Raw genomic sequence first — 26,037 nt, 5'->3', positions numbered from 1 at the left:
GGTGAGTAACTTGGTGGGAGGTATTTGCCTCAATTGCAGTGTTGCACTCAGTGACATAGACTGTATGAACAGCCTTTCATAGCTGCCAGCCATTCTGGAGACAAGCATGCAGAACAGCCAACCCCCATCCTCGCGCCGCAGCTTCTTTGCCGGCGCCGCCACCGTCGGCGCCGCAGCGGCCGCCGTGGTGGCCCTTCCCCAGGTGGCGCCGTCTTCCGATGCGGCAGTGTCCGAGCCCCCCCGCGTGGCGCCGGAGAAGGGCGGCGGGTACCACCTGTCCGCCCATGTGAAGCAGTACTACAAGACCACCCAACTCTGACGCGGGGCGCCCCATGTTGCTCACCAAGAAATCGCCGCACGCCGCGCCCGGCGCAGCCCCGGCATCTCCCTTTGTCCACAGCCTGCGCCGCGGTTTGTCGCAGGCCCTGCCCACCATGGACCGGCGCTCGTTCCTGCGCCGCTCGGGCCTGGGCGTCGGCGTCGGCATTGCCGCGTCGCAGCTGACCCTGGTCAAGAAGTCCAGTGCCGCCGAAGGCGCCAAGGTGGGCCTGGGCGACAGCAAGATCGAAGTGCGCCGCACCGTGTGCACCCACTGCTCGGTGGGCTGCGCGGTCGATGCCGTGGTCGAGAACGGCGTGTGGGTGCGCCAGGAGCCCGTGTTCGACTCGCCCATCAACCTGGGCGCGCACTGCGCCAAGGGTGCCGCGCTGCGCGAGCATGGCCATGGCGAGTACCGCCTGCGCTACCCCATGAAGCTGGTGAACGGCAAGTACGAGCGCATCAGCTGGGATACGGCCCTGAACGAGATCACCGCCAAGATGCAGGAGCTGCGCAAGGCCAGCGGCCCCGACAGCGTGTACTTCGTCGGATCGTCCAAGCACAACAACGAGCAGGCTTACTTGCTGCGCAAGTTCGTGAGCTTCTGGGGCACCAACAACTGCGACCACCAGGCGCGCATCTGCCACTCGACCACGGTGGCCGGCGTGGCCAACACCTGGGGTTATGGGGCCATGACCAATTCGTACAACGACATGCAGAACAGCAAGGTCGCCCTGTACATCGGATCCAACGCGGCCGAGGCCCACCCGGTGAGCATGCTGCACATGCTGCACGCCAAGGAAACCGGCTGCAAGATGATCGTGGTGGACCCGCGTTTCACCCGCACGGCCGCCAAGGCCGACGAATACGTGCGCATCCGTTCGGGCACCGACATCCCCTTCCTGTTCGGCCTGCTGTACCACATCTTCAAGAACGGCTGGGAAGACAAGAAGTACATCAACGACCGCGTCTACGGCATGGACAAGGTGCGCGAGGACGTGCTGGCCAAGTGGACGCCCGACAAGGTGCAGGATGCCTGTGGCGTGGGCGAGGCGCAGATGCTCAAGGTCGCCACCATGCTGCACGAGAACAACCCGGGCACCATCGTCTGGTGCATGGGCCAGACGCAGCACTCCATCGGCAATGCGATGGTGCGCGCATCGTGCATCCTGCAGCTGGCACTGGGCAATGTGGGCAAGACCGGCGGTGGCACCAACATCTTCCGGGGCCATGACAACGTGCAGGGCGCGACCGACGTGGGCCCCAACCCCGATTCGCTGCCCGGCTACTACGGCCTGGCCGAAGGCTCCTGGAAGCACTTCGCGGCGGTGTGGGGCGTGGATTTCGAATGGATCAAGAAGCAGTACGCCTCGCCCGCGATGATGACCAAGAGCGGCATCACGGTGTCGCGCTGGATCGATGGCGTGCTGGAGAACAACGAGCTCATCGACCAGGACTCCAACCTGCGCGGCGTGTTCTTCTGGGGCCACGCGCCCAACTCGCAGACGCGGGGCCTCGAGATGAAGCGGGCCATGGACAAGCTGGACCTGCTGGTGGTGGTGGACCCGTACCCCTCGGCCACGGCGGCCATGGCCGCGATGCCCGGCAAGGCCGAGGACCTCAACCCCAACCGCGCCGTGTACCTGCTGCCCGCGGCCACGCAGTTCGAGACCAGCGGCTCCTGCACGGCCTCGAACCGTTCGCTGCAGTGGCGCGAGAAAGTGATCGATCCGCTGTGGGAGAGCCGCTCCGACCACATGATCATGCACCAGTTCGCCGAGAAGCTGGGCTTTGCCACCGAGCTGTCCAAGAACTACAAGATGCAGAAGGTCAAGGGCATGGACGAGCCCGTGCCCGAGGACATCCTGCGCGAGATCAACAAGAGCGTGTGGACCATTGGCTACACCGGCCAGAGCCCCGAGCGCCTGAAGGCGCACATGAAGAACATGCACGTGTTCGACGTGAAGACCTTGAAGGCCAAGGGAGGCAAGGACAAGGACACCGGCTACGACTTCACGGGCGACTATTTCGGCCTGCCCTGGCCCTGCTACGGCACGCCCGAGCTCAAGCACCCCGGCTCGGCCAACCTGTACGACACCTCCAAGCACGTGATGGATGGCGGCGGCAACTTCCGCGCCAACTTCGGTGTGGAAAAGGACGGCCAGAACCTGCTGGCCGAGGACGGCTCGCACTCGCTGGGCAGCGAGATCACCACGGGCTACCCCGAGTTCGACCATGTGCTGCTCAAGAAGCTGGGCTGGTGGGACGACCTCACCGACGCCGAGAAAACCAAGGCCGAGGGCAAGAACTGGAAGACCGACCCGACGGGCGCGATCATCCGCGTGGCGATGAAGCATGGCTGCCATCCCTTTGGCAATGCCAAGGCGCGCGCGGTGGTGTGGAACTTCCCCGACGCCATTCCGCAGCACCGCGAGCCGCTGTACGGCACCCGCCCGGATCTTGTCGCCAAATACCCCACCCATGACGACAAGAAGGCGTTCTGGCGCATGCCCACGCTCTACAAGAGCCTTCAGGACAAGAACGTGGCCGACAAGGTGCACGAGAAATTCCCGCTCATCCTGAGCTCGGGCCGCCTCGTGGAATACGAAGGCGGCGGCGAGGAAACCCGCTCCAATCCCTGGCTGGCGGAGCTGCAGCAGGAATCGTTCGTCGAGATCAACCCCAAGACGGCGGCGGATCGCGGCATCCGCAACGGCGAGCGCGTGTGGCTCAGTTCCCCCACGGGTGCGCGGCTCAATGTGCAGGCGCTCGTCACCGAGCGCGTGGCGCCCGACACGGTATGGATGCCGTTTCACTTCTCGGGCCGCTGGCAGGGCGCCGACATGCTGGCGTACTACCCCAAGGGCGCGGCGCCCGTGGTGCGCGGCGAGGCCGTGAACACGGCCACCACCTATGGCTACGACAGCGTGACCATGATGCAGGAAACCAAGACCACGATCTGCAACGTGGAACGCGCCTGAAGACATGGCCCCCACGCTTGTCACTTTGTGTACTGCGCTGCCCCCCGAGGGGGCCGCGTTTTGCCTTGGGGCGGCCCGGCGGCAAAACCTGAATCGCTGATTGGAGACAGCAATGGCACGAATGAAATTCATCTGTGACGCAGAGCGCTGCATCGAATGCAACGGCTGCGTGACCGCCTGCAAGAACGAGCACGAGGTGCCGTGGGGCGTGAACCGCCGCCGCGTGGTCACGCTCAACGACGGAGTGCCCGGCGAGAAGTCCATCTCGGTGGCCTGCATGCACTGCAGCGACGCACCCTGCATGGCCGTGTGCCCCGTCAACTGCTTCTACCGCACCGAAGAAGGCGTGGTGCTGCACGACAAGGATGTGTGCATCGGCTGCGGCTACTGCAGCTACGCCTGCCCGTTCGGCGCGCCGCAGTTCCCGTCGCAGGGCACCTTCGGCGTGCGCGGCAAGATGGACAAGTGCACCTTCTGCGCCGGGGGGCCCGAGGACCACGGCAGCCAGGCCGAGTTCGACAAGTACGGCCGCAACCGCCTGGCAGAGGGCAAGCTGCCGGCCTGCGCGGAGATGTGCTCCACCAAGGCCCTGCTGGCCGGCGACGGCGATGTGGTGGCCGACATCTTCCGCAACCGCGTGGTGCAGCGCGGCAAGGGCGCCGAAGTATGGGGCTGGGGCACGGCCTACGGTTCGCAGCAGGCCGGCCAGCCTGCGGGGGGCAAGTCATGAAGCGGCTTCCCCTTCTTGTTGTTCTTGCAGCGGCAGGGGCTGTCGCGGCCCTCGCCGGTTGCGGCGAAAAACCCCAGACGGGCGCGGGCATCCGCAGCGACGCGCCGCCATATGCCGGCACGGGCAGCAACTTCACCCAGCCTGGCTGGAAGGCCGGGGACAAGGCCGGCTGGGAAGCGCAGCTCAAGGCGCGCCAGCAGTACGGCCAGAACGAATACACCCGCACCAAGTGAAGCGAGGTTCACCATGAAACACATCGTGTGTGCCTTGGTCGTGGCGGCGGGTGTGGCCTGGGGACCCGCGGGTGCCCAGGCGCCAGCGGCGCCCGATGCGGGCACGGCCGCAGCGGTGGTGCCGCAAGCACCCGGCGGCATCCAGGGCCAGAACATTTTCGAGGTCAAGCCGGATGCCAGCGCGGACCCCAAGTACGCCGGGCAGACCAACGGCGAGCGTGCCAAGGTGCAGCCTGGCAACAATGCGCCCATGTGGCGCCAGGTGGGGCAGGGCGTGACGGGCTACAGCAGCCTGCCCAAAACGCAGGCGCCCGAGGCCGGCAACCTGATCCAGCCCTTCGTGCAGTATCCCGGCTCGAGTTTCACCAATGCGGGTGAGGCCTGGCGGCAGGTGCGCAACCACTGGATCATTCCCTATGGCGCGGCGCTGTTCGCCATCGTGCTGCTGGCGCTGGGCATCTTCTACTTCGTCAAGGGCCCGCTGGGGCATGACCATCCCGAGGGCGCCGGCACCCGCCGCATCGAGCGTTTCACGCCGTTCGAACGGGCGGCGCACTGGTCCAATGCGTTCGCCTTCTGCACGCTGGCCCTCTCCGGCATCGTGATGGCCTTTGGCAAGTTCTTCCTCCTGCCGGTCCTGGGTGCCTCGCTGTTCGGATGGATCACCTATGCGCTCAAGAATGTGCACAACTTCATGGGCCCGTTGTTCGCCGTGTCGCTGCTCGTGATCATCCTCACCTTCGTCAAGGACAACATTGCCAACCGCGCGGACTTCGTGTGGCTGTCCAAGGGCGGCGGCATGCTGGGCGGTGACCACCAGGTTCCCTCCCACCGCTTCAACGCGGGCGAGAAGGGCCTGTTCTGGTGGGGCATCACCATCCCTGGCATCCTTGTGGTGGCCACGGGCCTGGTGCTCGACAAGCTCATCCCCGGCTTTGGCGACGTGCGCGGCGACATGCAGATCGCCCACATGGTCCATGCCTCGCTGGCCATCTGGATGATGGCGCTGATCTGCGGACACATCTACATGGGCACGGTGGGCATGCGCGGCGCCTACAAGGCCATGAAGACGGGCTACGTGAGCGAGGCCTGGGCCCGGGAGCACCATGAGCTCTGGTATGACGACGTCCAGGCGGGCAAGATTCCCCGCCAGCGCAGTGCCAGCACCCCGGGGGGCGATGCTGCCGCAGCGCCATCGGCAGGCCAACCCGCACAGGTATGAGGTACCGCACCATGACGCATTTTTTCCGTTCCTCGCTCCTGGCCGTGTGCGCGGCCAGTTCCTGCATGCTGGCGGTGGCCAAGCTTCCCGCGCCATCGCCCGAGGCCGCGGCCAAGGCCGCCGAAGCCGCCGCCAAGACGGCCTGGGCGGGCAAGGTGGACAACTACAAGCTGTGTCTGGCCCAGGATCGCGTGGCGGCCCACTATCGCAAGACCAGCCCAGCCGCCAAGCCCGCCACGGCCACCAGTGCCGCCGCATGCACCGACCCCGGACCGTTCGCGTACACGCCGCCGGAGGCCAAGCCCCTGGAGGCCTCTGGCGCCCATTCGCCGCCTGGCACGGCGAGCAGCCCGCCCAGCACGTCGACGCCCGCGGCGGCGGCATCGGCCCCCAAGTCCTGAACGCGGGCCCGGCGGCTGGCGCCCAGCCTCTTCCCAGGGGGCTCCGCGCCCCTGCCCCGGGCAGGACACCATGAGGCATTGCGGCCCCTGGCTGCGGCGCGCACGAAGCCTGCGTATAGTCCGGCCATGACTTCCCGCACCGCCACGGACCCCGCCACCCCGCCGTTGCCGCGCCTCACGCAGGCCCAGGCACCGCTCACCCATGGGGTCGAGGTGGTCAATGAACTGGGTGAACGGGAGCAGGTGTCCATTCCCGCCGAACGGCCGCTCACCGTGTATGTGGACAAGCGCGAGCTGGTCACGCTGATGACGCTGGGCGCTCAGCCTGAGCTCCTGGTGCTGGGCTACCTGCGCAACCAGCGGTTGGTGGAGTCCGTCTTCGACATCGAATCCGTCACCGTCGACTGGGAGGTCCACGCCGCCGCCGTGCGCACGCGCCACGGCATCGCGCGCATCGAGGAGCGGACGGCCAGCAAGGTGGTGACCACCGGCTGCGGGCAGGGCAGCGTGTTTGGCGGGCTGATGGATGAGGTGGACCGGATCGCGCTGCCCGAGGCGCGCCTCACCCAGGCCCAGCTGTATGGCATCGTGAACGCCATCCGCATCAAGGAGACCACGTACAAGTCCGCGGGCTCCGTGCATGGCTGCGCGCTGTTCCAGGGGGAGGAACTGCTCACTTTCGTGGAAGACGTGGGGCGCCACAATGCCATCGATACCATCGCGGGCTGGATGTGGATGAACCCCGAGGCGCCGGCCCGCACCGGTGGCGGGCCCTCCGCGGGGGGGCATGTGCCGATGTCGGGCTCGGACAAGGTGTTCTACACCACAGGCCGCCTCACGAGCGAGATGGTCATCAAGTCGGCCCAGATGGGCGTGCCCATCGTGGTGTCGCGCAGCGGCATGACGCAGATGGGCCATGCCGTGGCCCAGCAGCTGGGCCTGTGCGCCATCGGGCGCGCCACCAACCGCCGCTTCGTCTGCTACAGCGGGGTGCACCGGCTGGTGCTGCAGCCTGAACTGGCGCGGGTGCCTGCCATGGCGCCGGCGGCGTCCGCCAGCGCGGCCTGAGAGGCACTTTCGGGGGTATCTCGCGGCGGTCCGCCCCGGTTCCCCTGCGCATGTTCCCCGGCCCCCGGGCCGTCATCCCGCGGTGGCATGATGCGCGCATGCAAGACCTGAACGCCAAGGGCGCCTGGGCCGATACCCAACCGAGCCAGTGGGCCTCCGAACCCGCCAAGATCGAAATCCCGCTGGATGAGGGGCTGCCCCCCGGTGCGCCCGCCACTGCGCCGGCGGCGGCCTCGGCCGGGGCGCCTGCCCCTCTTCGCCTGCCCCTGGGAGCCTGGGTCCGCGAGGGCCTGCGGGCCACGCTGTTCCTGCCGCCCCGCACGGGGGCCGCGGTTCCCACCCCGTGGCAATTGATCGTTCTGGTGCTGCTCGGCGGCGCGCTGCTGGTGGGGGCGGCGCGGTTCCAGGTGACAGGGCCCGCCCAGTTCAGCCTGCGGGGCTGGCTCGCGCCGATGTGGAGCGGCCTGGCGCTTCTGTGGCTGGCCTGGTGGGCCATGGCACCCGCGCAGCGCCTTGCGGCCGGCGCGCCGGCCCCGGAGGGCGCGCCAACGGGCGGGCTCGCCGCCTGGTATGTGTTGTCGGCGTGGGCTCCGCTGGTGCCCCTGCTCGTGCTGTATGCCCTGCTGGGTGCCACCGTCCACCGGCCCGCGCTGTGGGTCGGAAACACGGCCGGAATCGTTTTCTGGACTGCCTACGGCGTGCTGACGGCGTGGGTTCTGGCGGCGCTGGTCGTGATGAGCGCGCGCTTCATCCGCTCGCGCCTGCGCACGGCGGTGTTCGCGGTGTCGATGGCGGCGGTCATCGGGGTGGGCATGTGGCAGTTCCAGGACCAGCCCTGGGAGCTGGACGGTGCGGCCCTGGCGGCGGCGCAGGCCGCCGAGGAGGGCCCCGAACCCGCGCAGCTGACCTTGTCGCAGCCGGTGTTCGAGGCGCAGCAGGCGCTGTGGGAGCGCCAGGTGCAAGCGCTGGCGGCCCAGCGGGACGGGGTGGTGGATGTCTACGGCCTCGTGTTCGCTCCCTATGCCGAAGAGAACGTGTTCCGGCGCGAAAGCACCATGGTCAGCACGCTGCTGCAGGAACGGTTCGACGCGCACGGCCGCGTGATCCACCTGCTCAACCATGCCGAGACCGCCGACACCCACGCCTGGGCGACGCCGCAGAACCTGCAGCGCGCCATTTCGGCCCTGGGTGCGCGCATGGACCGCGACCATGACCTGCTGGTGATCTACATGACCTCGCACGGCGCGCGCAACCACGAGCTGGCGGCATCGCACGGGCCGCTGCAGGTGCAGCCCGTCACGCCGGAAATGCTGCGCGCCGCGCTGGATGAAGCCGGCATTCGCCACCGCGTGATCGCGGTGTCGGCCTGCTACTCCGGCGGCTGGATCGGTCCCCTGGCCACCGATGGCACGCTCATCATGACGGCCGCCGACGCCACCCACACATCGTATGGCTGCGGCACGCGGTCCGAGCTCACGTTCTTCGGCCGCGCGGTGTTCAACGAGCAACTGCGCCAGACCCATTCATTCACCGAGGCCTTTGCCAAGGCCGTGCCGCTGATCGCGCAGCGCGAGGTGGAGGCCGGCAAGACCGACGGATTCTCCAACCCCCAGATCCACGTGGGCACACAGATCCAGCCCGTGCTGGAGGCGCTGCAAGCGCGCCTGGATGCGGGGGTGCCCGGTGGCGCGGCGCCGGCGGCCGCCGACACAAAGCCCTGAACAGCGCCAGAGCGCTCCGTTTGCGCTAAGGTTCCGTGCCATGAACCTGTCTTTTCTGCGCCTTGGCTGGCGCACCCTGGCCCGCGACCTGCGCGCGGGCGAACTGCGCCTGCTCATCGTGGCGGTCACGCTGGCGGTGGCGGCGCTCACGTCCGTGGGGTTTTTCGCCGACCGCCTTCAGGGCGGCCTGCAGCGCGATGCGCTGCAGCTGCTGGGCGGCGATGCCGTGGTGGCCAGCGACAACCCCACGCCAGCGGCGTTCGTCGAGCGGGCCGCGGCCCTGGGCTTGCAGGCGGTCACCACGGTGGGCTTTCCCACCATGGGCCGGGCCAGCGATGCGCAGGGCGGTGCCAGCAAGCTGGTGGCTCTCAAGAGCGTGCCGCCGGGCTACCCGCTGCGCGGCAGCCTCAAGGTGGCTGACGCGCCGGGGGCGCTCGACCAGCCCACCCGCGACATCCCTGCCCGGGGCGAGGCGTGGGTGGATGCTCCCCTGCTCGAATCGCTGAACCTGGCCATGGGCGACATGCTGTTGCTGGGCGATGCGCAGCTGCGCATCGCGCGCATCATCGTGATCGAGCCCGACCGGGGCGCGGGCTTCATGAGCTTTGCCCCGCGCGTGATGGTGAACGATGCCGACCTGCCCGCCACCGGCCTGGTGCAGCCGGCCAGCCGCCTCACCTACCGCTTCGCCGTCATCGGGCCGGGCCCCGCGGTCAAGGCCTTCAGCGAATGGGCCGTGGCGGAGGCCAAGAAGCCCGAGGTGCACGGGGTGCGGGTGGAATCCCTCGAAAGCGGCCGCCCCGAGATGCGCCAGACGCTGGACCGGGCGCAAAAGTTCCTGAGCCTCGTGGCGCTGCTCGCGGCGCTGCTGTCGGCCGTGGCCGTGGCGCTGGCCGCGCGCGGTTTCGCGGCAGAGCACCTGGATGCCTCGGCCATGCTGCGGGTGCTGGGGCAGAGCCAGCGCACCATCGCGGGCGCCTACACGGCCGAATTCGCTCTCGTGGGCCTGTTCGCCAGTTCGCTGGGCGTGGCGCTGGGCTATCTGGTGCACTATGCCTTCGTGCTGCTGCTCGCGGGGTTGGTCGAGTCAGCCCTGCCGCCGCCCAGCCTGTGGCCCGTGGCATTTGGCCTGGGCATAGGGCTCACGCTGCTGTTCGCCTTCGGCCTGCCGCCCGTGCTGCAGCTGGCCCAGGTGCCGCCCCTGCGCGTGATCCGGCGCGACGTGGGCGGGCTCAAGCCCGCGTCGCTGGCGGTGCTGGGCATCGGCATCGCCGGTTTCGCGGCCTTGCTGCTGACGGTCAGCAGCGACATCAAGCTGGGGCTGATTGCCGTGGGCGGCTTTGCCGGCGCGGTGGCCCTGTTTGCGGGGCTGTCGTGGGTGGCGGTGAAGCTGCTGCGCAAGAGCGTGAACGAGGCCACCGCCCCGCGCTGGCTGGTGCTGGCCACGCGGCAGATCTCCGCGCGCCCCGCCTACGCCGTGGTGCAGGTGAGCAGCCTGGCCGTGGGCCTGCTGGCGCTGGTGCTGCTGGTGCTGCTGCGCACCGACCTGGTGGACAGCTGGCGCAAGGCCACGCCCCCCGATGCGCCCAACCGCTTCGTCATCAACGTGATGCCCGACCAGTCCGATGCGTTCCAGCAGGCCCTCAAGGACGGCGGCGTGGCCCGGTACGACTGGTATCCCATGATCCGTGGCCGCCTGCTGGCCGTGAACGGCAAGCCCGTGGGCCCCGACAGCTATACCGACGACCGCGCCAAGCGCCTCGTCGACCGGGAGTTCAACCTTTCCAACGCCACCGAACCACCCCCCCACAACCAGATCGTGGCCGGCCAGTGGCGCCAGGGCGAGGAAGGTGCCATCAGCGTCGAGGAGGGCATTGCCGAGACCCTGGGCCTGCAGATGGGCGACCGGCTGCTGTTCGACATGGGCGGCGTGCAGAACGAGGCGCGCATCACCAGCCTGCGCAAGGTGGACTGGGGGTCGATGCGGGCCAACTTCTTCGTGATGTACCCCGTGGCCAGCGTCAAGGACGTGCCGGTCACCTACCTGGCGGCGTACCGCGCCCCCGAGACCAACGGCTTCGACAACGCCCTGGTGCGCCAGTTTCCCAACATCACCAACGTGGACATGGGCGCCACCATCACCCAGGTGCAGCGCGTGCTGGACCAGGTGATCCGCGCGGTGGAATTCCTGTTTGCCTTCACGCTGGCCGCCGGCCTGGTGGTGCTGTTCGCGGCCGTCACCGCCACGCGCGAGGAGCGCGCCCGCGAGTACGCCATCATGCGCGCCGTGGGCGCGCGCGCCAGCCTGCTGCGGCAGGTGCAGCGCGCCGAGCTGGTGGGCGTGGGCCTGCTCGCGGGCTTCCTGGCCAGCGCCGTGGCCGTGGGCGTGGGCTGGGCGCTGGCGCGCTTCGTGTTCGACTTCACCTGGACGGCCGCGCCCTGGGTGCCCCTGGCGGGCGCCGTGGCGGGTGCGGTGCTGGCGCTGGCCGCGGGCTGGTGGGGCCTGCGCGAGGTGCTGGTGCGCCCCGTGGTGGACACGCTGCGCCGTTCGGCGGAATAGGCTGCGTGTCGATTGCTACTCATTTGATAGCTTCCAGCGCTTTATAGGAAAGCGCTGGGGCCAGTTTTTTATATGAATTCCGACGTTCCCAAAGACACCGGCACCGGTGCAGAAACCGCCACCGCAACCACCCCCTTCGACTGGATCGGTGGCGAAGAGCGCGTGCGCGCCCTCACCGAGCGCTTCTACGACCTGATGGACCTGGAGCCGGGCTACGCCGAGCTGCGCGCAGCCCATGGCAGCGACCTGGCCAGCGCGCGGCAAAAGCTGTTCTGGTTCCTGTGCGGCTGGCTGGGTGGCCCCGACCACTACCAGAGCCGTTTCGGCCACCCGCGCCTGCGCATGCGGCACATGCCGTTTTCCATCGGCATCCAGGAGCGCGACCAGTGGGTGGCCTGCATGGACCAGGCCATGGGCGAGACAGGCGTGCCCGATGCTCTGCGCGCCCGCTTGAAGGAAAGCTTCATGGGGACGGCCGACTGGATGAGGAACAAGGGCACCCCCTGAGCGGCTGCGCCGCTTCCCTCGCAGCCTGTGGATGGGCCGGGTGTGCGCCCATAGCATCGATTGCTATGTTTTTAATAGCTTATAGCGCTTGATGGCTAGGCGCTGCAGGCGGTTTGAACGCTTAAATCCCTACCCGCTGAAATGTATGGCCCCTTTGGGAAAGGCGCGCTACTAAGATGCGCCCAGCATCCATTCATTCAATTCACAACAAGGAGGGTGGGACATGTCAGCTACTGCTTGGATCGTTCTGGGCCTGGTCGCCGTGCTGGCGGTGTGGGCCGTCACTGTGTACAACCGGCTGGTGCAGCTGCGCAACCGCATCGCCAATGCGTTCGGCCAGATCGACGTGCAGCTCAAGCGCCGCCATGACCTGGTGCCCAACCTGGTCGAAGTCGCCAAGGGCTACCTCAGCCACGAGGCCGCCACGCTCGAAGCCGTCATCCAGGCGCGCGGCCAGGCGCAGGGCGCTGCCGCCGCTGTGCGGGCAGAGCCTGGCAGCGCCAACGCCATGGGCGCGCTCGCAGCCGCCGAGGGCATGCTGGGCAGCAGCCTGGGCCGCCTGATGGCGGTGGCCGAGGCGTATCCCGAACTCAAGGCCGACGCCACCATGCAGTCGCTGTCCGAAGAGCTCACCAGCACCGAGAACCGCCTGGGCTTCGCGCGCCAGGCCTACAACGACCAGGCGCTGGAGTTCAACGACGCAGCGGCCCAGTTCCCTGACCTGGTCGTGGCGCGCCTGCTGGGCTTTCCCACCGTGCCCATGCTCGAGTCCACGCGCAGCGAAGCAGAGCGCGCTGCGCCGCAGGTTCGCTTCTCTTAGGCAGGTTTCTTCGCAGCTGCCTGGTGCGCAGGCCCGACGGGGTACATGCCCCGCGGGCCGCCAAAGCCGTGCCGAATGGTCGCCGGGCGCTGGCGGGCAACACGGCAGCTCCTGTCGTGGCTGCGGGCCGCTTGAAGTCCCGCGCGAGAAAGTCTCATACAGGGAGGGGCCATGAAATTCTGGGACCACCAGGCGGATGCGCGCAGCGAGACGCACCGCCTGCTGCTGGGCTTTGCGCTCGCGGTGGCGGTGCTTATCGTGGCCGTTCATGCCGCACTCGCGCTGGCCTGGGTGCTGATGGCGGCGGTGCTGCCGGGGCGGCTGCCGTTTCCCCACGGCTTTCTCGCCGCCAACGTGGGCGTGTCGCTCATGCTGGTGCTGGGCGGCTGGTGGGTGGAGACGTCCAACCTGCGCGCGGGCGGCGTCAAGCTGGCCCGGCGCGTGGGCGCGCGCGAGCTGCGGCCCTCGCTCTCGCATGCCGAGCAGCGCCTGTCCAACATCGTCGACGAGCTGTGCATTGCCGCCCACATGCCGCGCCCCGAAATCATGGTGATGCCGCGCACCGATGCGATCAACGCGTTTGCCGCCGGCTGGGACGAGAGCGACGCCGTGATCGCCGTGACGCAGGGCGCGCTCGACTACCTGAACCGCGAGGAGATGCAGGGCATGGTCGCCCACGAGCTCTCGCACCTGCACGAAGGCGACACGCGCATGAAGATGCAGCTGGCGGGCATGGTGTTCGGACTGGAGCTGGTCTACAACTTCGGCGACACGCTGCGCGAGCGGCGGGGGCTGGCGTGGTGGTTCGGCTCGGCCATCATGCTGGCGGGCTTCGCGGGCTGGATCACCGGCCGCATGCTCAAGGCGGCCGTGTCGCGCCAGCGCGAGTACCTGGCCGACGCGCGCGCCGTGCAATGGACGCGCAGCAAGGACGGCCTGGGCGGCGTGCTGCGCAAGGTCATGGCCCAGCGCCGGGATACCCCGCGCGGCTATGAACAGCACAGCCACAGCGGCCTGAACCATCCTTCGGTGCAGCACATGCTGCTGGTGGACGTGGAAGGCGGCGGCAGGATGGAGCACTGGCTCGATTCCCACCCCACGCTGCAAGAGCGCGTGCAGCGCGTCTACGGCCGGCGCATGTCGCCGCTGAAGGTGGCACCGGTCACCGCAGCCCCCGAGCCGGCAGGGCGCCCGCAGGGCGTGGGCCAGCCGGCCGGCGTGACGATCGCCTCGCTGGTGGACCCGTTCGCGCGGCATATGTGAAGCATCTGTGCCGCCTTCCCCCGGAGGGCGGCGCGCCCGCTGGCCTGGCAACGCCAGGGGCTGCCTGCCGGGTGGCATAGTGGAGGCATTTCACCCGGCGAGGTTTTTTTCATGTCCCGTGACGCCCGTTTTCAGGAACAAGCCCAGGCCCTCGGCTACAGCTTTGACGGCGAGATCAAGATCGGGGGCAACTACGTGCCCCTGGTGCGCGACGGCCACCACGTCTACCTGAGCGGGCAGATCCCCCGCGTGGGCGATACCGTGGTGGCCACGGGGGCGGCCGGCGCCGGCGCCACCCTGGCCCAGGCGCAGGCGGGGGCCAAGGTGTGCGCCCTGCGCGCCCTGGCCTTGCTGCAGCGTGCGCTGGGCTCTCTGGACGCCGTGCAGTCGGTGCTGCGCATCACCGTGTATGTGCAGTCGGCGCCCGGGTTCACGCAGCAAAGCGAGGTGGCCGACGGCGCCTCTGAAATCCTGTTCGCCGTGCTGGGCGAGGCGGGCGCCCACACCCGCACCTCGGTGGGGGTGCTGCAACTGCCCAAGAATGCGACGGTGGAGGTGGACCTGATCGCCTCCGTGGCCACGCCGGCGGCGCCGCGCGCCTGACCCGGCCGTGTGCTCCACCCAGGCACCCCGTCGAAGGAGAACCCAGGCCATGACCGAATCCGTCGTGCACCACCGGGGCAGCTGCCTGTGCGGCGGCGTGCGCTACGAAACCACGGCGCCGCTGCGCAGCGCATCGCACTGCCACTGCTCGATGTGCCGCAAGGCCCATGGCGCGGCGTTCGCCAGCTACGGCACGGTGCACCGCGAGCACCACCGCTTCGTGCAGGGGCAGGCGCTGCTGCGCGCCTACCGCTCGTCGCCGCGGGTCACGCGGCAGTTCTGCTCGGCCTGCGGCTCGCCGTTGCTCTGGCACAGCGAAGGCGTGCATGCGGACAGCGTGGCCGTGCCCCTGGGCACGCTCGACACCCCTTTTGACGCGCCGCCGCAAAGGCACATCCACGTGGCCTCCAAGGCCGCGTGGGTGGTGATCTGCGACGGCTACCCGCAGATCGCCGAAGAATAGGCGCGAGACCCGGCACGAGGCAGTCCATGGAAAACACACCACCCCCCGCCCATCCCCGTTTCAATGTCTTTGGCCGCATCGTTGAAGTGCGGCGTGAGGGTCCGCTGTGGCAGGTCTACCGCGTGGGCGGCGACGGCAAGCGCACCCCCGCGGGCTTCGTGGTCCCCGACTTCGTGGAAGAGCACGAACTGGCCCAGTTTCTCGAAGACCTGTTCCATGAGAGCGCTTCACCGCACAACGGCGACGTGCGCCGCATCGCCTGACGCGAACCCTGCGGCTCCTTCCCTTGTGCCGGGCGCGGCGGCGCAGGAGGTCGTAAGGCTTTGTCGGCAAACGACTACATACAGCGCGCGCCCAACGGCGCACGCTGGGGCTGCACAGAAGACCACTGGGCAGGGCCTCCTCGCCGCAGGCACCGGCAGCCCCGCCACAGCGGCGCATTGCGGCGCGTGGTGCAAGAGCGCGGTGCAAGAGTGTGGGCGGTCCGGCTTGTGCGCGCTGGCGTCCTCGCACGACCAGGGGCCACGGACCAGGCAGGGTTGCGCACGAACGCGCGGGCTGACAGGCAAGTTATGTGAGGGTTCCCATGGGCAGCACCATCACCGTCGCGCACACGGTCTCGGCAGATGATTTCGAGCAGGTCGAACTTCTGGCGCGCCACCTGCAGGGAAGCGACTACAACTTCAGCGGCCGCGCCATCTGGGTGCTGCGAGGCCCCCATACCACCGTGACCGACACCCACGACGAGTTGCGCGCAGCGCTGCTGCTGCTGATGGTGGAAGGCCTGCTGAGCCGACGGCGCCCCCCGCGCTGACACCCCCCGTGGGACGCGCGGCGGCCGCGTGCCGTCATACCGTTGTCAAACCCCCGCCAGACACTCGGTCCTTTGTTTCATCCTGGGCCTTGTTCATGTCTGAACGCATTCGCAGCCAATCCGATTCCTTTCCGTTTTCTTGCTATTCGCGCCGCGCCGCCACGCTGAGCGTGCTGGCCCTGGCCGCGTCCCTCTCCGCCTGTGGCGGCGGCGATGGCGGCGGCAGCAACAACAACGCGGGCGCCACGGCCACGCTGGCCGTGCTGGAGACCACCGATCTGCACTTCAACGTGCGCAGCTACGACTACTTCAAGCTGGCCGAGGACAAGAGCTACGGCTTCGAGCGCACCGCCACGCTGGTGCGCGCGGCGCGCAAGGAGTTTGCCAACACGCTGCTGGTGGACAACGGCGACACCATCCAGGGCACGGCGCTGGCCGACTATGAAGCCACCATCAGCCCCATCCCGTGCACGCAGCAGCTGTCCATGTACAAGGCCATGGGCGCTTTAGGCTTTGACGCCGGCACGCTGGGCAACCACGAGTTCAACTACGGCCTGCCCTTCCTGAACCAGGTGCTGGGCGGCGGGCTGGAGGTGGACGGTGTGGATGCCGCCAGGAAGTGCGCGGGCGCGGGCTTTCCGATGGTGCTGGCCAACGTGATCAGCAACAAGACCCAGAAGCCGCTGGTGCAGCCGTACACGGTGCTCGAACGCACGCTGGTGGCCAAGGGCGCGGACGGCAAGGAGGTGAAGCTGCCCATCAAGGTGGGCGTGATCGGTTTCACCACGCCGGGCATCATGAACTGGGACAAGCGCTACCTCGAAGGCAAGGTCACCACGCAAGGCGCGGTCGAGGCCGCGACGAAGTACGTGCCCGAGCTGCGCGCCAAGGGCGCCGACATCGTGATCGCGCTGCTGCACGGCGGCATGGACAGCGCGGCGTATTCGCCCACCATGGAGAACCCGGGCCTGTACCTTTCCAAGGTGGCCGGCATCGACGCGATGGTGATGGGCCACCAGCATGGCGTGTTCCCCGACACCGCCGCCACGCCGGGCTTCAACATGGCCGGCGTGGACCACAAGGCGGGTACGGTGAACGGCGTGCCGGCCGTGATGGCCAGCTCCTGGGGCAAGGCCCTGGGCGTGGTGCAGTTGGCGCTGCAGTGGGACGGGGCCAAGTGGGTGGTCAACAAGTCGGCCAGCAAGTCCGAGCTGCGCAACATCCAGTCCAAGAACGCCGCGGGCGCCACGGTGACGGTGGACGCAGATGCCAGCGTGGCGCCGCTCGTCGAGACGCAGCACCAGGCCGCCATCCAGTACGTGAAGACGCCCATCGGCCAGACCGACTTCCGCATGAGCACGCTGTTCGCCGACGTGGGCGACCCGGGCGCGATCCAGATCGTGAACCAGGCGCAGCAGGCCTATGTGGCCGCTTACATCAAGGCCAGCCTGCCGCAGTATGCACAACTGCCCGTGCTGTCGGTGAGCGCGCCGTTCAAGAGCGGCTTCCAGGGCGGTGCCGACTACACCGACGTGGCCGTGGGCCCGCTGGCCATCAACAACGCGGCCGACCTGTACCTGTACCCCAACACGGTGTACGCGGTGAAGGTCAACGGCGGTGACATCAAGAACTGGCTGGAGGCGGCTGCCAAGCGCTTCAACCAGATCGACCCCGCCAAGACCGGCGAGCAGCAGCTCATCAGCACCTTCCCGGGCTACAACTTCGACATGTTCACCACGGCCGATGTGCAGTACGAGATCGACGTGACGAAGCCCGTGGGCAGCCGCATCAGGAACCTGACCTACCTGGGCAAGCCCATCGACGTGGCGCAGGAATTCGTGATCGCCACCAACAACTACCGCGCCACCAGCGGCAAGAGCTTCATCGACAAGCTCGATGGCTCGGGCACCATCTGGGCCTCACCCGACGCCAACCGGGACGTGGTGATCGACTACATCCGCAAGAACCCGGCGGTGACGCGCAGTGCCAACGGTGCGGCCAAGAGCTGGCGCTTCGCCAAGGCCAGCGTGGCGGGGCCGGTGGTGTTCAGCTCGGGCGGCAATGCGCTCGCCGTGGCGCAGGCGGCAGGCCTGGCCAATGTGTCGCTGCTGGCAGCGGATGACGGTTCGGGCAAGGGCACGTCGAAGTACGCGGTCGATTTGTCCAAGTAAAGCCGGTGCGCGGCACGCTCGGCGTGCCCGCCGCCAACGGCCCTGAAAAGACACCTGGACCGGCTGCTTGGGCATGCCGGGGCCCGGTGTCTTTTTTTGTGGGTTGCTTCAGCACCCTGGCGCAGGGCAGCCGCCGGCCGCTCAATCGTCCAGCTGTTCGCGCAGCACGGTCCCGGTCACGGCGTCCACCCGCAGCTCCACCGCCAGGTTGGCTGTGTTGGTCGCCTCGGCTTCCCAGTAGCCGTCTTCGTATTCGACACCGCGCACGCGGGTGTAGCCGGCCTGCTGCAGGGCTGTCACGACCTGGTCGGCGCTGAGCACGGGCTGGCCGTTCACGGTTCCGCCGCTGCGGCCCACCTGGCTCAATACCTCCAGCGTCACGGGGTGCAGCACGAACTCGACCTTCTCGCGGTTGGTCACGGACTGGCGGGCCTTGGCCTGCCAGAAGCCGTCGTCCAGCTCCACGTCGTACACAAAGCTGTAGCCGGTGGCGCGCACCTGCTGCGCCACCCGTTCCACGCTGGGCAGGGCGGTGCCGATGTCGCCCTTGCGCACGGCGGTGAAGCTGCCGTTGGCATCGTTGACCAGCACGGTGGCGCGCACCCCGTCGTTGGAGACGGCCTCGGCGGTCCAGTAGCCGTATTGCTTTTGCAGGTCGTGCGGCGCCACGTAGTGGTTCTTGGCCATCACGTTGACGGCCTCCTGGGCGCCCATGGCCCAGGCCATGGAGGGCAGGGCGGAGGCCGCGGCGGCGGTTGCGAAGGCCAGGGTCAGAACGGTCTTTTTCATGGTGCTTCCTTTCGGTGTGGCAGTGGTTGTGAAGAACTGGGAGGCAGTGTGCGCAACCGTTCCTAAACCCACCGTGAAGCGTCCGTTCATGGACCGTTTAATGGCCTCCGCAATAATCGCGCGATGACAGATATCAGCTTGCGAACCATCGTGCGGGCTGCGGCCTGCGCTGCGGTGGCGCTGGCCTGCGCGCAGGCCCCCGCCGCCGAGCAGGACGTGGCGCGGCGCGGCGTGCAGAGCGGGCAGCTCAAGCCGCTCAACAGCATCATTGCGGACATGAGCCGCCAGTACGGCGGGCGCGTCATCGACGTGGAGACCAAGCACGGCCGCAAGGGCGAGCTGCGCTACGAGATCAAGATCATCGACGCCCGCGGCACCAAGCACGAGGTGCTGGTGGATGCGGCCACGGGCAGTGTCGTGGCGCAGGAGCGCGACTGGCCCACGCAGCCTGTGGGCCTGGCGCAGATGGCCCGCTACATCCAGCAGCTGGAGCAGCGCTACGGATCGCGCGTGGTGAACGCCGAGTTCGAGCGCGACGCGCAAGGCAAGGCGGTGTACGAGGTCAAGCTCTCGGACCGGCCCGCCGGCGAGATGAAGCTGCTGGTGGATGTGAACACGGGCGAGGTGCTGACCCCGCCGCAAACGGCGGGCACGCCCGCGGCTCCCAAGTCCATGGCCGTGATGCTCGAATCCTTGCGGCCGCGCTTTTCGGGCCTGGTGCTGGAGGTGGAGCTGGAGACGGACCACCGCCGCCGCCCGTATTACAGCGTGGAGCTGCAGCAACCCAACGGCTTCAAGCTGGAGCTCGAAGTGGACGCCGTGAGCCTGGAAGTCACGCGGCAGAAGGTGGACGACTGATGCGCATCCTGGTGGTGGAAGATGATGTGGCGCTGGCGCAGCAACTGCGCGTGGCGCTGGAGGCGGCGGGATTCGCGGTGGATGTGGAGCACGACGGCGAGGCCGCGTCCTTTGCCGGCAGTGCCGAGGCCTACAGCGCCGCCGTGCTGGACCTGGGCCTGCCGCTCAAGGACGGCCTGAGCGTGCTGCGCGACTGGCGCGACGCGGGCCGCGGCTGGCCGGTGCTGGTGCTCACCGCGCGCAACCGCTGGAGCGACAAGGTGGCGGGCTTCAATGCCGGGGCCGACGACTATTTGACCAAGCCCTTCCTGATGGACGAGGTGGTGCTGCGCCTGCGGGCCATGCTGCGCCGCACGGCCGGGTCGGCCGCCGCCGTGCTGGCGGCCGGCCCGCTGGAGTACGACGTGGTGCAGGGCCGCTTTTCGCTGCAGGGCCAGAGCCTGCAGCTCACGGCGCAGGAGCACAAGATCCTGGCGTATTTCATGCACCACCCGGGCAAGCTGCTCACGCGCGCCGACATCAGCGAGCATGTGTATGCGCGCGACCTCGACCCGGACTCCAACACGCTGGACGTGCTGATCGGCCGCATCCGCCGCAAGTTGAACGGCGCGCCGCAGCTGGTGACCGAGCGCGGCCAGGGCTTTCGCCTCGTGGCGTCCGACGTGGCGGGCTGATGCGGATCGACCCCGCCACGCCGCCTGGGCAGCCCGCACCGCCTGGGCCGCCTGCACCGGCCCGGGCACACAGCGGCGCCGCGTGGGCGCTGGCGCTGGCCCAGTGGCCCATGGCCACGCGCATTGCGCTGCTGGCGTTGGTCCCCATGCTGCTGCTGGTGGGCGCCGGGGGGCTGTGGCTGCGCGTGCAGATGCACCAGAGCCTGCTGGCCAGCTTCGAGCAGGTGCTGCGCGACAAGGCCCAGCGCGTGGGCGCGCGGCTGCACCTGGGGCCCCAGGGCGGCTTGCGGGAGTCCACCGGCGGCGCCGATGAGTTCAGCGCCATCTACGCCGGGTGGTACTGGCGCGCGCAGGCGGGCAGCGATGTGCTGCGTTCGCGTTCGCTGTGGGACATGGACAGCCTGCCGATCGAGGCCCTGACCACCACCGGCTCGGCCACGCTGCACCGGGCCACGGGGCCGCTGCAAGAACCCTTGCTGTCGCTGACCCAGCCGGTCACCCTGGGCCAGCCTCCCGTGCAGGTCACGCTGACGGTCTACGGCCCGGCCGCGCAGTTGCACAGCAGCATGCGGCAGATCGACCGCACGCTGGTGGTGGCCGGGCTGGTGCTGATGCTGCTCACCGGGGGGCTGGCGTGGCTGCAGGTGCGGGTGGGGCTGGCGCCGCTGCGCCGGCTGGAGGCGATGCTGGCTGCCCTGCGCGCGCCGCAGGGCGCGGGGCCCGATGTGGCGCTGCACCTGGCCGCCCCCACGGGGCGCGACCTGCAGCCCCTGCAGAACGAGCTGGCAGGCCTGCTGGCGCACAACGCGCACGTGGTGGCCCGCGCGCGGGCCCATGCGGTGGACCTGAACCACGCGCTCAAGAAGCCTCTGGCCCTGCTGAGCGCACAGGCCAGCGCGCAGCCGCAGGTGCCCAGCAGCGAGGTGCAGCGCCAGGTCGAGGCCATGGCCCAGCTGGTGGACCGCTACCAGGCCCGCACCTTGAGCGATGCGCTGCACGCCCGCCCCGGCAGCACCGGCCAGGCCGTGGACGTGCGCGACTGCGTGGCCCAGGTGCTGCGCATGATGGAACGCCTGCACGCCGCGCAGGGGTTGGACTGGATGCCGGCAGACGATACCCAAGGCCCGCTGCACTGGCGCGGAGAACGCGCCGACCTGGAGGAGGTGCTGGGCAACCTGCTGGACAACGCGGGCAAGTGGGCCGCCTCGCGGGTGCGGCTGACACTGTCGGTGTCTGTGTCGGTGCAAGGTGGCGCAGAACATGCCAGCCTGTGCCTGGACATCGAAGACGATGGCCCCGGCATGACGCCCGCACAACTGCAGGCGGCGGGCCAGCGCGGTGTGCGTTTTGACGAGTCCGTGCAGGGCAGCGGGCTGGGCCTGGCGATTGCCAGCCAGATCGCGCAGGCCTATGGGGGCCACTTGCAGTTGCGCAAAAGCGAGGAGCTCAAGGGCTTGGGCGTGCGGCTGGAGATGCGGGGGCTGGCGCCCGCGGGACGCACCAAGACGGCGTGAGGCAGGGTGCATCGCCACAACCGTTGCAGCGGCTGTGGTAGCGGCCGTCGCGGCGGGCGTCGGCAACACGGCAGGCTGCCCGGCTCTCCAGGTGCGCAGGGCAGAGCGGGGCGATCTGCGCTGCGCGTGCCTAGCGCTGGCGTGGATGCACGGGCTGCAGCAGCACCACCAGCGCGCCCGCGCCGCCGTCGATGGGCCGGGCCTGCACGAAGGCCAGCACTTCGCTTTTTTGCACCAGCCAGCGCTGCACGCGGCTCTTGAGCACCGGACTCTTGCCCGGAGAACCCAGGCCCTTGCCATGCACCACGCGCACGCAGCGCAGGCCGGCCTTGTGGGCGTGGCGGATGAATTCGCCCAGTGCCTCGCGCGCCTCGTCCACGCGCAGGCCGTGCAGGTCCAGCTGGCGCTGGATGCTCCAGTGGCCCGAGCGCAGGCGGCGCGTGATTTCCACGCCGATGCCGGGGCGGCGAAAACTCAGCTGGTCGTCGGTGTCGAGCAGGGTGCTCACGTCGAAGTCGTCGCTGATGGATTCGACCAGCACGCGCTCTTCGTCCAGCCAGTGCTGCACGGGCAGCGGTGGCGGCTTGTGGCGGCGCAGGCGTGCCACGTTGGGGCTGCGCAGCGGCGTGACGGGGCCTACGCTGCGGCTGAAGAGGTGGCGCTCGGCCTCCAGGCGCGCGGCGGCCTCGCGGCGGGCCTTTTCGTCGGCCTCGGCGCGCGCGTGCTCCTCGCGCAGGCGGCGGGCGATGCTGGCCAGGTCCTGCAGGTGCGCGATGCGATCGCTGGCCCGCCGGGGCGGCGGGGGCGCCCGGCGGCGGGCCGGCGCCGCCGGCGCGTGGGAGCCGGGTGCAGGCGGAGGGGGTGGGGCGCTGCGGCCGCAGCGCCGCCTGGGCTGCGGCCTTGCGCTCGGCCGTGGCGGCGCGTCGGGTGGCCCGGGGCGCGGCTTGCGGCGGGGCGGGTGCGCCGGGCGGGGGCGCCACGGCCGTGGCGCGGGCCAGCGCGGCGTGCAGGGCCGTGGGCGCGGCGGGCGGCGCGGGCGCCGTCACAGCAAGCCCTGTTCCGCCATCGACAGCGCCTTGCCGGGGGCGACGATGACATGGTCGAGCACGCGCACGTCCACCAGGGCCAACGTGGCCTTCAGCGTCTTGGTGAGGGCCTCGTCGGCGCGGCTGGGCTCCACGCTGCCGCTGGGGTGGTTGTGGGCCAGCACCACGGCGGCGGCCTGGTGGTGCAGGGCGCGCAGCACCACCTCGCGCGGGTACACGCTGGTCTGCGTGAGCGTGCCGCGAAACAGCTCCTCCATGGCCAGCAGGCGGTTCTGGCTGTCGAAGAAGAGCACGGCGAACACCTCGTGGCCCTTGGCCGCCAGGTGCAGTTGCAGGTAGTGCTTGACGGCGTTGGGCGAGTCGAACGTCTCGCGCTCGCGCAGTTGCTGGGCCAGGGCGCGGCGCGCCAGTTCCAGCACGGCCACCAGCTCAGCGCGCTTGGCGGGGCCCAGGCCCTTGATGCGCGTGAGGTCGGCGGCGCTGGTGTGCAGCAGTCCGGCGATGCCGCCAAAACCGCCGGTGACGCGCCCCGTGGCCGCGTCCACGCCGGGCGTGTCCAGCAGTTCCTGCGCCATCTGCAGCACGCCCTTGCCCACGGTGCCGGTGCGCAGCAGGATGGCCAGCAGCTCGGCATCGGCCAGGGCGGCGGGGCCGCGTGCCAGCAGCTTTTCGCGCGGCTGGGCGTCGGAGGGCAGGTCTTTGAGGGGCATGGCGCAGGGTCTTTGACACCCGTCAGGGGCCGACGGGCGTAGGGCTTTGCCCGATTTTCTACAATGCAGGCCAGTTTATCGGGACTTTCATGACCTCTATCGACACCCCCCTTCCCACCGTCCAGCCGGGCTCCTTCCTGACGCTGCACTACCGCCTGGCGGGCCCGGCGGGGGATGTGATCAACACTTTCTCCGACAAGCCCGCCACCCTGTCGCTGGGCGCAGGCCAGCTGTCTCCCGCCGTGGAGCAGCGCCTGCTGGGCCTGCCCGAGGGCACGCGCGCCACGTTCGAGCTGGCGGCGGGCGAGGCCTTTGGCGAGCGCAACACCGAGATGCAGCAGTGGGTGGCCAGGAAGCTGCTCAACGAACTGGGCGACCCGGCGGAGCGCTACAGCGTGGGCGATGTGGTGCAGTTCCCCACGCCGGACGGCCAGGGCAGCTACGCGGGCGCCGTGGTGCAGGTGCGCGATGACGGCGCCGTGCTGTTCGACTTCAACCACCCGCTGGCGGGCCAGCCGGTGACGTTTGAAGTGCAACTGATCGGGGTGCTATGAGCAGCGAGATTTCTGGCCGCAGCATGAGCGATGCCGGGCCGCTGCCCGGCGCGCCACACGCGGGCGAGGGCGGGGACGTCGAGGTCCTGCTGGCCGAGCCGCGCGGCTTTTGCGCGGGCGTGGACCGCGCCATCGAGATCGTCGAGCGCGCCATTCAGAAGTTCGGCGCGCCGATCTACGTGCGCCACGAGATCGTGCACAACACCTACGTGGTGAATGACCTCAAGGCCAAGGGCGCGATCTTCATCGAGGAGCTGTCGGATGTGCCCCCGGGCGCCACCCTGGTCTTCAGCGCCCATGGCGTGAGCAAGGCCGTGCAGCAGGAGGCGGTGGCGCGCGGCTTCAGCATTTTTGACGCCACCTGCCCGCTGGTGACCAAGGTGCACGTGGAAGTGGCCAAGCTCGCCAGGGAAGGCTACGAGTTCATCATGATCGGCCACAAGGGCCACCCCGAGGTGGAGGGCACGATGGGCCAGCTCGACCACGGCATCCACCTGGTGGAAGACGTGGCCGACGTGGCCCGCGTGCAGCCCGCGCAGACCGGCAAGCTCGCCGTGGTCACGCAGACCACGCTGAGCGTGGACGACGCCGCTGAAATCTCGGCCGCCGTGCGCGCGCGCTTCCCCAGCGTGCGCGAGCCCAAGCAGCAGGACATCTGCTACGCCACGCAGAACCGGCAGGACGCCGTCAAGGTGCTCAGCCCGCAGGTGGACGTGGTGATCGTGGTGGGCAGCCCCACCAGCTCCAACAGCAACCGCCTGCGCGAGCTGGCGGCGCGGCTGGGCACGCCGGCCTACATGGTGGACAGCGCCGACGAACTGCAGCCGGGCTGGTTCGCGGGCGTGGCGCGCGTGGGCCTCACCGCCGGCGCCTCGGCCCCGGAGATCCTGGTCCAGCAGGTCATCGACCGCATCAAGGCGCTGGGGGCCGTGTCGGTGCGCACCATGGCGGGCATCGAGGAAACCATCAAGTTTCCGCTGCCCAAGGGGCTCAAGATCGATGGCGCCACGGGCCTGGCCCTCACCGAGCGCACGCCGGAGACCGGGCCCGCCAGGCACTAGCCCGGCATGCGCGGGCCGCGGCATCCGCAGGGGCCGCCGCGCCGCTGCGGATGCTCCTGAATTGATAGCTGCTTGCGCTTGATGGACAAGCGCTGAGGCCTTTTTTTTAGTCAATCCCGCCGTGGCCGGGGCCCACGGCGGTGCCTACAGCGAGACCGCAGGCCCGCTCCACAGGTCCAGCGGCGGGTCGGCCGCCACCGCGCGCAGGATGTCGGTGCGCGAGATGAAGCCGGAAAGCACCCCCGCATCGTCCGTCACTGGCAGGCCCGGCAGGCCCGTATCGAGCAGCACGGCGGCCACGCGGCGCAGCTCGGTGTCGGCCGCCACGGTGGGCACGGGGCTCACCATGACCTCGGAGACGGGGCGGCGTGCCAGCTCGATCGCCTGTTTCACGGCGCCCGGCTCGGGCAGCAGGTCCAGGGGCGCCATGTCGGCCCGCAGCAGCAGGCCGACCACCCGCCCCAGCGGGTCCACCACGGGGGCCTGGGCCACCTTGTGCTCGGCCAGGGTCTGCCAGGCATCGTTCACGCGCGCCCCGGGCTCCACGCTCAGGGCGCCCGTGGTCATGACATCGCTGACCTTGGTCAGGGGCTGGCGTGCCTGCTGGGGCCCCTGCTCGGTCTGCGCATAGGCGCTCACGGCGTCCTGCAGGCGCAGGTTGGCGGGCGGCGAGAACGCGGGGTGGAGCGGGGCCGGGGACTGAAACGGCTCGGCGGGCACATCCAGCGCGCGCGTGCGCAGTGCCTGGGGCCGCTGCACGCGCCGCACGGCAGAGATCTGCGAGAGGTTTTCCGGCCCTCCCCGGTACATCTGCCCCGATGGGCCGAACACAAAGAACATGCTTGCCTCCTGCTGGCGTGTCCGCCCAAGGCGGCGGACCCTGTCCATGTTATCGGCACTTGCACGGCGCCATTGGAGGGCAGCGTGTATCCGTGTGTTGCCGCGGGGCGGGCGGG

The 26,037-nt window shown here is 69.3% G+C and carries 26 protein-coding genes; 22 read left to right on the top strand and 4 right to left on the bottom strand.

Features of this window, described 5'->3' with window-relative positions; all coding sequences use genetic code 11:
• Positions 1 to 106 precede the first annotated feature (106 nt).
• The 17 genes from AC3RCE_RS19660 (at position 107) to AC3RCE_RS19580 (ending at position 17,875) form a co-directional block, all read left to right on the top strand.
• Entirely contained in the window at positions 107 to 319 is a 213-nt protein-coding gene (locus AC3RCE_RS19660; RefSeq protein ID WP_492253749.1) for a formate dehydrogenase, read from the top strand.
• 13 nt (positions 320 to 332) lie between these two features.
• The gene (locus tag AC3RCE_RS19655; RefSeq protein WP_492253748.1) at positions 333 to 3,299 is read left to right on the top strand and encodes a formate dehydrogenase subunit alpha; all 2,967 of its coding nucleotides are present in this window, start codon (positions 333 to 335) and stop codon (positions 3,297 to 3,299) included.
• 112 nt (positions 3,300 to 3,411) lie between these two features.
• Entirely contained in the window at positions 3,412 to 4,029 is a 618-nt protein-coding gene (fdh3B, locus tag AC3RCE_RS19650; protein ID WP_218295860.1) for a formate dehydrogenase FDH3 subunit beta, read from the top strand.
• Positions 4,026 to 4,262, top strand: coding sequence for a hypothetical protein (locus AC3RCE_RS19645; protein ID WP_218295859.1), 237 nt, complete (start codon positions 4,026 to 4,028; stop codon positions 4,260 to 4,262). Before fdh3B ends, AC3RCE_RS19645 begins: the two co-directional genes overlap by 4 nt.
• A gap of 13 nt (positions 4,263 to 4,275) precedes the next feature.
• Positions 4,276 to 5,484 (top strand): formate dehydrogenase subunit gamma, encoded by a 1,209-nt coding sequence (locus AC3RCE_RS19640; RefSeq protein WP_492253747.1) that lies wholly within the window; start codon positions 4,276 to 4,278, stop codon positions 5,482 to 5,484.
• A gap of 11 nt (positions 5,485 to 5,495) precedes the next feature.
• A complete protein-coding gene (locus AC3RCE_RS19635) occupies positions 5,496 to 5,885 on the top strand; it encodes a hypothetical protein (RefSeq protein ID WP_218295857.1) in 390 nt (129 codons plus the stop codon).
• 126 nt (positions 5,886 to 6,011) lie between these two features.
• Complete coding sequence (locus tag AC3RCE_RS19630; RefSeq protein ID WP_369643151.1) at positions 6,012 to 6,953, top strand: formate dehydrogenase accessory sulfurtransferase FdhD; 942 nt, start codon at positions 6,012 to 6,014, stop codon at positions 6,951 to 6,953.
• Positions 6,954 to 7,051: 98 nt separating this feature from the next.
• Complete coding sequence (locus AC3RCE_RS19625; RefSeq protein WP_492253746.1) at positions 7,052 to 8,674, top strand: C13 family peptidase; 1,623 nt, start codon at positions 7,052 to 7,054, stop codon at positions 8,672 to 8,674.
• 40 nt (positions 8,675 to 8,714) lie between these two features.
• Positions 8,715 to 11,234 carry an ABC transporter permease gene (locus tag AC3RCE_RS19620; protein WP_492253745.1) on the top strand — a complete coding sequence of 840 codons (2,520 nt, stop codon included), beginning with the start codon at positions 8,715 to 8,717 and terminating at the stop codon, positions 11,232 to 11,234.
• A gap of 72 nt (positions 11,235 to 11,306) precedes the next feature.
• A complete protein-coding gene (locus tag AC3RCE_RS19615) occupies positions 11,307 to 11,741 on the top strand; it encodes a group II truncated hemoglobin (protein WP_492253744.1) in 435 nt (144 codons plus the stop codon).
• Between the two features lie 223 nt (positions 11,742 to 11,964).
• Positions 11,965 to 12,561 (top strand): LemA family protein, encoded by a 597-nt coding sequence (locus AC3RCE_RS19610; protein WP_492253743.1) that lies wholly within the window; start codon positions 11,965 to 11,967, stop codon positions 12,559 to 12,561.
• Positions 12,562 to 12,732: 171 nt separating this feature from the next.
• Positions 12,733 to 13,824, top strand: a complete 1,092-nt coding sequence (locus AC3RCE_RS19605) for a M48 family metalloprotease (protein WP_369643148.1) — start codon at positions 12,733 to 12,735, stop codon at positions 13,822 to 13,824.
• A gap of 111 nt (positions 13,825 to 13,935) precedes the next feature.
• A complete protein-coding gene (locus tag AC3RCE_RS19600) occupies positions 13,936 to 14,427 on the top strand; it encodes a RidA family protein (RefSeq protein WP_492253742.1) in 492 nt (163 codons plus the stop codon).
• A 49-nt stretch (positions 14,428 to 14,476) separates the two neighbouring features.
• Entirely contained in the window at positions 14,477 to 14,890 is a 414-nt protein-coding gene (locus AC3RCE_RS19595) for a GFA family protein (protein ID WP_492253741.1), read from the top strand.
• Between the two features lie 26 nt (positions 14,891 to 14,916).
• Positions 14,917 to 15,153, top strand: coding sequence for a DUF7661 family protein (locus AC3RCE_RS19590; RefSeq protein ID WP_218295848.1), 237 nt, complete (start codon positions 14,917 to 14,919; stop codon positions 15,151 to 15,153).
• Between the two features lie 323 nt (positions 15,154 to 15,476).
• Positions 15,477 to 15,704: a hypothetical protein gene (locus tag AC3RCE_RS19585; RefSeq protein WP_218295847.1), complete on the top strand. Its 228-nt coding sequence runs from the start codon at positions 15,477 to 15,479 to the stop codon at positions 15,702 to 15,704.
• A 95-nt stretch (positions 15,705 to 15,799) separates the two neighbouring features.
• Positions 15,800 to 17,875, top strand: coding sequence for a bifunctional 2',3'-cyclic-nucleotide 2'-phosphodiesterase/3'-nucleotidase (locus tag AC3RCE_RS19580; RefSeq protein ID WP_492253740.1), 2,076 nt, complete (start codon positions 15,800 to 15,802; stop codon positions 17,873 to 17,875).
• Positions 17,876 to 18,016: 141 nt separating this feature from the next.
• Here AC3RCE_RS19580 and AC3RCE_RS19575 read toward each other — a convergent pair whose 3' ends face one another.
• Complete coding sequence (locus AC3RCE_RS19575; RefSeq protein ID WP_492253739.1) at positions 18,017 to 18,664, bottom strand: PepSY domain-containing protein; 648 nt, start codon at positions 18,662 to 18,664, stop codon at positions 18,017 to 18,019.
• A 123-nt stretch (positions 18,665 to 18,787) separates the two neighbouring features.
• On the opposite strand from AC3RCE_RS19575, the gene AC3RCE_RS19570 reads away from it, so the two are divergent.
• From AC3RCE_RS19570 to AC3RCE_RS19560, 3 genes are read left to right on the top strand one after another with little or no spacing between them, the layout of a single operon-like run.
• Positions 18,788 to 19,522 carry a PepSY domain-containing protein gene (locus tag AC3RCE_RS19570; RefSeq protein ID WP_492253738.1) on the top strand — a complete coding sequence of 245 codons (735 nt, stop codon included), beginning with the start codon at positions 18,788 to 18,790 and terminating at the stop codon, positions 19,520 to 19,522.
• Entirely contained in the window at positions 19,522 to 20,196 is a 675-nt protein-coding gene (locus AC3RCE_RS19565) for a response regulator transcription factor (protein ID WP_492244496.1), read from the top strand. The genes AC3RCE_RS19570 and AC3RCE_RS19565 overlap by 1 nt, the downstream gene beginning before the upstream one ends.
• Positions 20,196 to 21,710 (top strand): sensor histidine kinase, encoded by a 1,515-nt coding sequence (locus AC3RCE_RS19560; RefSeq protein ID WP_492253737.1) that lies wholly within the window; start codon positions 20,196 to 20,198, stop codon positions 21,708 to 21,710. The genes AC3RCE_RS19565 and AC3RCE_RS19560 overlap by 1 nt, the downstream gene beginning before the upstream one ends.
• Positions 21,711 to 21,840: 130 nt before the next feature.
• Here AC3RCE_RS19560 and AC3RCE_RS19555 read toward each other — a convergent pair whose 3' ends face one another.
• Both AC3RCE_RS19555 and radC read right to left on the bottom strand, forming a co-directional pair.
• Entirely contained in the window at positions 21,841 to 22,485 is a 645-nt protein-coding gene (locus tag AC3RCE_RS19555; protein WP_218296299.1) for a Smr/MutS family protein, read from the bottom strand.
• A gap of 267 nt (positions 22,486 to 22,752) precedes the next feature.
• Positions 22,753 to 23,466, bottom strand: coding sequence for a RadC family protein (radC, locus tag AC3RCE_RS19550; RefSeq protein WP_218339950.1), 714 nt, complete (start codon positions 23,464 to 23,466; stop codon positions 22,753 to 22,755).
• Between the two features lie 89 nt (positions 23,467 to 23,555).
• Between radC and AC3RCE_RS19545 the strand changes: the two genes are divergently transcribed.
• Both AC3RCE_RS19545 and ispH read left to right on the top strand, forming a co-directional pair.
• Entirely contained in the window at positions 23,556 to 24,020 is a 465-nt protein-coding gene (locus tag AC3RCE_RS19545) for an FKBP-type peptidyl-prolyl cis-trans isomerase (RefSeq protein WP_218339952.1), read from the top strand.
• A 23-nt stretch (positions 24,021 to 24,043) separates the two neighbouring features.
• Positions 24,044 to 25,081: a 4-hydroxy-3-methylbut-2-enyl diphosphate reductase gene (ispH, locus tag AC3RCE_RS19540; protein WP_218298108.1), complete on the top strand. Its 1,038-nt coding sequence runs from the start codon at positions 24,044 to 24,046 to the stop codon at positions 25,079 to 25,081.
• Positions 25,082 to 25,225: 144 nt separating this feature from the next.
• Here the strand turns inward: ispH and AC3RCE_RS19535 are convergent, their stop codons facing one another.
• On the bottom strand, positions 25,226 to 25,921 hold the full coding sequence (locus tag AC3RCE_RS19535; RefSeq protein WP_218298104.1) for a CBS domain-containing protein: 696 nt from the start codon (positions 25,919 to 25,921) through the stop codon (positions 25,226 to 25,228).
• Positions 25,922 to 26,037: the final 116 nt, after the last annotated feature.

This window comes from Acidovorax sp. GW823-FHT05D11, assembly GCF_058795695.1.
This window is presented reverse-complemented; position numbering and strand designations above follow the sequence as displayed.

Excerpts from the sequence above, each read along its gene's own strand:
- AC3RCE_RS19585 (WP_218295847.1), top strand. The coding sequence starts at position 15,477 with ATGGGCAGCACCATCACCGTCGCGCACACGGTCTCGGCAGATGATTTC.
- AC3RCE_RS19535 (WP_218298104.1), bottom strand. The coding sequence starts at position 25,921 with ATGTTCTTTGTGTTCGGCCCATCGGGGCAGATGTACCGGGGAGGGCCG.
- AC3RCE_RS19595 (WP_492253741.1), top strand. The coding sequence starts at position 14,477 with ATGACCGAATCCGTCGTGCACCACCGGGGCAGCTGCCTGTGCGGCGGC.
- AC3RCE_RS19620 (WP_492253745.1), top strand. The coding sequence starts at position 8,715 with ATGAACCTGTCTTTTCTGCGCCTTGGCTGGCGCACCCTGGCCCGCGAC.
- AC3RCE_RS19610 (WP_492253743.1), top strand. The coding sequence starts at position 11,965 with ATGTCAGCTACTGCTTGGATCGTTCTGGGCCTGGTCGCCGTGCTGGCG.
- AC3RCE_RS19600 (WP_492253742.1), top strand. The coding sequence starts at position 13,936 with ATGTCCCGTGACGCCCGTTTTCAGGAACAAGCCCAGGCCCTCGGCTAC.
- AC3RCE_RS19645 (WP_218295859.1), top strand. The coding sequence starts at position 4,026 with ATGAAGCGGCTTCCCCTTCTTGTTGTTCTTGCAGCGGCAGGGGCTGTC.
- AC3RCE_RS19565 (WP_492244496.1), top strand. The coding sequence starts at position 19,522 with ATGCGCATCCTGGTGGTGGAAGATGATGTGGCGCTGGCGCAGCAACTG.
- AC3RCE_RS19630 (WP_369643151.1), top strand. The coding sequence starts at position 6,012 with ATGACTTCCCGCACCGCCACGGACCCCGCCACCCCGCCGTTGCCGCGC.
- fdh3B (WP_218295860.1), top strand. The coding sequence starts at position 3,412 with ATGGCACGAATGAAATTCATCTGTGACGCAGAGCGCTGCATCGAATGC.
- AC3RCE_RS19570 (WP_492253738.1), top strand. The coding sequence starts at position 18,788 with ATGACAGATATCAGCTTGCGAACCATCGTGCGGGCTGCGGCCTGCGCT.
- AC3RCE_RS19625 (WP_492253746.1), top strand. The coding sequence starts at position 7,052 with ATGCAAGACCTGAACGCCAAGGGCGCCTGGGCCGATACCCAACCGAGC.
- radC (WP_218339950.1), bottom strand. The coding sequence starts at position 23,466 with ATGCCCCTCAAAGACCTGCCCTCCGACGCCCAGCCGCGCGAAAAGCTG.
- ispH (WP_218298108.1), top strand. The coding sequence starts at position 24,044 with ATGAGCGATGCCGGGCCGCTGCCCGGCGCGCCACACGCGGGCGAGGGC.
- AC3RCE_RS19575 (WP_492253739.1), bottom strand. The coding sequence starts at position 18,664 with ATGAAAAAGACCGTTCTGACCCTGGCCTTCGCAACCGCCGCCGCGGCC.
- AC3RCE_RS19560 (WP_492253737.1), top strand. The coding sequence starts at position 20,196 with ATGCGGATCGACCCCGCCACGCCGCCTGGGCAGCCCGCACCGCCTGGG.
- AC3RCE_RS19580 (WP_492253740.1), top strand. The coding sequence starts at position 15,800 with ATGTCTGAACGCATTCGCAGCCAATCCGATTCCTTTCCGTTTTCTTGC.
- AC3RCE_RS19605 (WP_369643148.1), top strand. The coding sequence starts at position 12,733 with ATGAAATTCTGGGACCACCAGGCGGATGCGCGCAGCGAGACGCACCGC.
- AC3RCE_RS19640 (WP_492253747.1), top strand. The coding sequence starts at position 4,276 with ATGAAACACATCGTGTGTGCCTTGGTCGTGGCGGCGGGTGTGGCCTGG.
- AC3RCE_RS19635 (WP_218295857.1), top strand. The coding sequence starts at position 5,496 with ATGACGCATTTTTTCCGTTCCTCGCTCCTGGCCGTGTGCGCGGCCAGT.
- AC3RCE_RS19545 (WP_218339952.1), top strand. The coding sequence starts at position 23,556 with ATGACCTCTATCGACACCCCCCTTCCCACCGTCCAGCCGGGCTCCTTC.
- AC3RCE_RS19655 (WP_492253748.1), top strand. The coding sequence starts at position 333 with ATGTTGCTCACCAAGAAATCGCCGCACGCCGCGCCCGGCGCAGCCCCG.
- AC3RCE_RS19660 (WP_492253749.1), top strand. The coding sequence starts at position 107 with ATGCAGAACAGCCAACCCCCATCCTCGCGCCGCAGCTTCTTTGCCGGC.
- AC3RCE_RS19590 (WP_218295848.1), top strand. The coding sequence starts at position 14,917 with ATGGAAAACACACCACCCCCCGCCCATCCCCGTTTCAATGTCTTTGGC.
- AC3RCE_RS19615 (WP_492253744.1), top strand. The coding sequence starts at position 11,307 with ATGAATTCCGACGTTCCCAAAGACACCGGCACCGGTGCAGAAACCGCC.